The sequence below is a fragment of the Archangium sp. genome, assembly GCF_036389735.1.
Lineage (GTDB): Bacteria > Myxococcota > Myxococcia > Myxococcales > Myxococcaceae > Archangium.
In genome coordinates, this window is the sequence record NZ_DASVWK010000950.1 from 1 (window position 1) to 3,901 (window position 3,901).

Genomic DNA, 3,901 nt, shown 5'->3' on the forward strand with positions numbered 1-3,901 from the left:
ATCCGCCACGACGCGGGCGTGCTGACGGTGCTCACGCACAAGGATCCAACGTGCGCGGCGGCCGCGGCGGCCTTCGCGCAGGCGGTGGCGCTGGGGCTGACGACGAAGGAGCCGCTGACGCCGGCCGCCTTCTGCGAGGAGCTGGCGCAGGCGGCGGCGGCCCATGACAAGGAGCTGGCCGAGGAGCTGCGGCACCTGCCCCGGCTGCTGACGTGGGATCCGACGCGCGCCCTGGCGCAGCTGCGCAAGGTGAGCGTGCCGCCCAGCCAGCTCCGGGGCGTGGACGGCCTGCCGCCGCACGTGGTGCCGGTGCTGCTCACCTCGCTGTACGCCACGCTGAAGGCGCCGCACGACTTCCGACAGGCGGTGGAGATGACGCTGCGCTGCGGGGGCGAGGCCGACGTGGCGGCGGCCTGCACGGGGGCCCTGCTGGGCGCTCACCTGGGCACGGCGGCCCTCCCGGCGCGGCTGCGCAAGAACGTGCTGTACGCGGACACGGTGGTGGACGCGGCGAGCCGGCTCTTCCAGGCGCGGCAGGTGCGCGAGACGGTCGCCACCGCCCTGGCCCAGCAGAAGCGCCGCCGCTGAGAGGCGGCCGGCCGAGCGAGCCCCCGCTCCCGCTGCCTGACTTCCCCTGGAATCATTTCACTCCCACCTTCCGCCGAGGAGAGCGGGACGAGCCTGGGCCATTGCCCGGGTGGGCCCGCCGGATGCCCCGGAGGCGGAGACGTGGAACTCGAATCGGAGCGTCTGGAGCGCAGGCAACTGGAGTCGCTGTCCACACCGGAACTCATCCGTCACGCCATCGAAGAGGCGCGGCTGCTGGCCCGGGCCGAAGTGCTCCACGCGAAGAAGGAACTGAAGGACGAGCTGAAGGCGGCGCGCACGGCGGGCATCCTGCTGGGCGCGGGGGGCGTACTGGGGCTGGTGGCCCTGACGGCGCTCTTCGTGACGGTGGGGCTGGCGCTGCCGCTGGCACCGTGGCTCGGAGTGCTGCTGGTGGGCGTCTTCCTGCTGGTGCTGGCGGGGAGCCTGGCGTTCGTCGGCGTCAAGCGATTGCCGAAGCAGCCCCTGCCGCACACCCAGGAACGGTTGAAGACGGACATCACCCGCACCCGGGAGACACTGCAATGAGCGAGCAGGAAGGAAAGGGCGGCGGGCCCATCACCGCCAGGCTGAGTGACCGGGAGCAGGTGGAGAAGACGGCGGATCGCCTGCGCGACGAGCTGCTCCTCACGCTGGAGGAACTGGAGCGGCGCCGCGAGCGGGCCTTCGACATGCGCTATCAGGTGCAGCATGTGCTCGAGAAGAACCAGGACCTGCTGGTCAAGGTGGGTGCCGCCGCGGGCGCGCTGCTGGTGGTGAGCGTGGGCGTCTCCTGGTGGCGGGCCCGCCACCGCGAGGAACTGCTGTGGAAGCACCGCGCGCGGGCGGTGCGGCGCGCCTGGGAGCACCCGGATCGGGTGGCCTCCCATGCCGAGGAGCGGCCCGTCCCCTGCGAGCTCGGCCGGAAGCTCGTCCTCATCTTCGCCACCACGCTGGCCTCGGCCATGGCGAAGCGCGCCGTGAAGTCGCTGGTCCCCCCCACCGAGGACGAGCGGGCCTCGGGGGGCAAGAAGCGCCTCGGGCTGCGCATCAACCAGACCCAGGCCCACGCTTAGGGTTTATAAGTAGTTTTGATTGCGTGGAATGGGCGCATAAAGCAGATTCATCCACGCCATGGATCTGCTCTACGCGCGCGCCCAGATGGGGATGTCCCTCGCCTTCCACATCATCTTCGCGGCGGCGGGCATCGCCCTGCCGCTGCTGATGGTGCTCAGCGACGTGAAGGCCCGGAGGACGGGGGACGCGGACTACGCGGTGCTCAGCCGCAAGCTGGCGAAGGGCACGGCCATCCTCTTCGCGGTGGGCGCGGTGAGCGGCACGGTGCTGTCCTTCGAGCTGGGGCTGCTGTGGCCCGACTTCATGGGGACGTACGGTGAAGTCATCGGGCTGCCCTTCGCGCTGGAGGGCACGGCCTTCTTCACCGAGGCGGTCTTCCTCGGCATCTACCTCTACGGGCGGGAGCGGATACCGGCGGGGCTGCACCTCTTCTCGGGGCTGATGGTGGCGCTGAGCGGCGCGGCGAGCGCTTTCTTCGTCACGCTGGTGAATGCCTTCATGAACCACCCGACGGGCTTCACGCCTGGCCCGGGCGGGCCGGTGGACGTGGACCCGGTGGCGGCGATGTTCAGCCCGGGCTGGATGCACCAGACGGCGCACACGCTGCTCGCGTGCTACCAGGCCAGCGCCTTCGCCATGGCGGGCATCCACGCCTTCGTGCTGCTGCGGCACCCGGGGGCGGCCTTCCACCGCAAGGCGCTCTCGGTGGCGCTGCCGCTGGCGTGTGCCACCGCGCTCCTTCAGCCCCTGGTGGGGGACCTGTCGGCGAAGAACGTGGCGCACCAGCAGCCGGTGAAGCTGGCGGCCATGGAGGGCCTGTTCGAGACGCAGCGGGGCGCGTCGCTGAGCGTGGGCGGGTTGCCGGATGTGGAGACGGGCACCACGCCGTACGCGCTGGAGATTCCGAAGGCGTTGTCCATCCTGGCGTTCGCGGACCCCGACGCCGAGGTGAAGGGGCTCAACGAGTTCCCCCGCGACGAGTGGCCGCCAGTGGCCAAGGTGCACGTGGCCTTCCAGTTCATGGTGGGCACGGGCAGCCTGATGGCGCTGCTGGCCGGGGTGACGCTCTTCCTGCGCTGGCGGCGGAAGGCGTGGCCCGAGGACCGGCGGGTGCTGTGGGGCTGGCTGCTGTGCGGGCCACTCGGGGTGGTGGCGATGGAGGCGGGGTGGCTCGTCACCGAGTGGGGACGCCAGCCGTGGATCGTCCGCGGGCTGATGCGCACGGCGGACGCGGTGACGCCGGTACCGAACCTGGCGGTGCCCTTCTGGACGTTCTCGCTCGTGTACCTCTTCCTGGGGATGATGGTGACCTTCCTCCTGGTGAGGCAGGTGGCGGGCACGTTGCCGGGTCACGAGTCGGACGAGGTGTCCCATGCCCACTGAGCTGTGGCTGGGGGGCGTGCTGGTGGCCGCCTTCGTCCTCTACGCGCTCTTCGGGGGCGCGGACTTCGGTGGCGGAGTGTGGGACCTGCTCGCCTCGGGGCCTCGCAAGGCGGAGCAACGGGCGCTCATCGCCCAGGCGCTCGGGCCCGTGTGGGAGGTGAACCACGTCTGGCTCATCATCGGCGTGGTCATCCTCTTCTCGGCCTTTCCGCCAGCCTTCGCGGCGCTGTCGGTGGCGCTGCACGTGCCGCTGACGCTGCTGCTGCTGGGCATCGTCTTCCGGGGCACGGCCTTCACCTTCCGCACCTATGACATGCGAGGGGACCGGGTGCAGCGGCGCTGGGGGCTCGTCTTCAGCGGGGCGAGCGTGGTGGCGCCGGTGCTGCTGGGCCTGTGCGTGGGTGCGGTGGTGAGCGGCGACATCCAGATGCGGGGAAGGGTGGTGGTGAGCGGTTTCTTCGCCCCGTGGCTGTCGCCCTTCGCGCTGGCGGTGGGGGCGCTGGCCCTGTGTCTCTTCGCCTTTCTGGCGGCGGTGTACCTCACGGCGGAGACGCGCCAGCACGCGCTCCAGGAGGACTTCCGGCGGCGGGCCCTGGGCGCGGGCGTGGCGGTGTTCCTGGCGGCCTTCGGCGTGCTGGTGCTGACGCGCGAGGGGGCACCGAGGGTCTGGGCGGGGCTGACGGGCTCGTCCTTCGCGCTGGTGCTGCACGCGGCGACGGCGGTGGCCGCGGTGTTGGCCTTCGGGCTGCTGCTCGCCCGGCGCTTCTGGCCGGCGCGCGTGGCGGCGGCGGCACAGGTGGGGCTCATCGTGGTGGGCTGGGCTGTCTCCCAATACCCGTACCTCGTGGTGCCGGAC

General features: G+C 71.4%; 5 protein-coding genes. All 5 read left to right on the plus strand.

All coding sequences use genetic code 11. The annotated features are described in order from the left end of the window. The coding region (locus VF794_RS33825; protein ID WP_331117248.1) for an ADP-ribosylglycohydrolase family protein at nt 1–588 on the plus strand (588 nt) is incomplete at its 5' end. Between the two features lie 141 nt (nt 589–729). Continuing rightward, nucleotides 730–1,134, plus strand: a complete 405-nt coding sequence (locus tag VF794_RS33830; protein ID WP_331117249.1) for a phage holin family protein — start codon at nt 730–732, stop codon at nt 1,132–1,134. Beyond that, a complete protein-coding gene (locus VF794_RS33835; RefSeq protein WP_331117250.1) occupies nt 1,131–1,661 on the plus strand; it encodes a hypothetical protein in 531 nt (176 codons plus the stop codon). Before VF794_RS33830 ends, VF794_RS33835 begins: the two co-directional genes overlap by 4 nt. Nucleotides 1,662–1,719: 58 nt before the next feature. Further along, nucleotides 1,720–3,045, plus strand: coding sequence for a cytochrome ubiquinol oxidase subunit I (locus tag VF794_RS33840; protein WP_331117251.1), 1,326 nt, complete (start codon nt 1,720–1,722; stop codon nt 3,043–3,045). After that, a partial coding sequence (locus tag VF794_RS33845; RefSeq protein WP_331117252.1) for a cytochrome d ubiquinol oxidase subunit II occupies nt 3,035–3,901 on the plus strand: 867 nt, incomplete at its 3' end. The genes VF794_RS33840 and VF794_RS33845, both read left to right, overlap by 11 nt.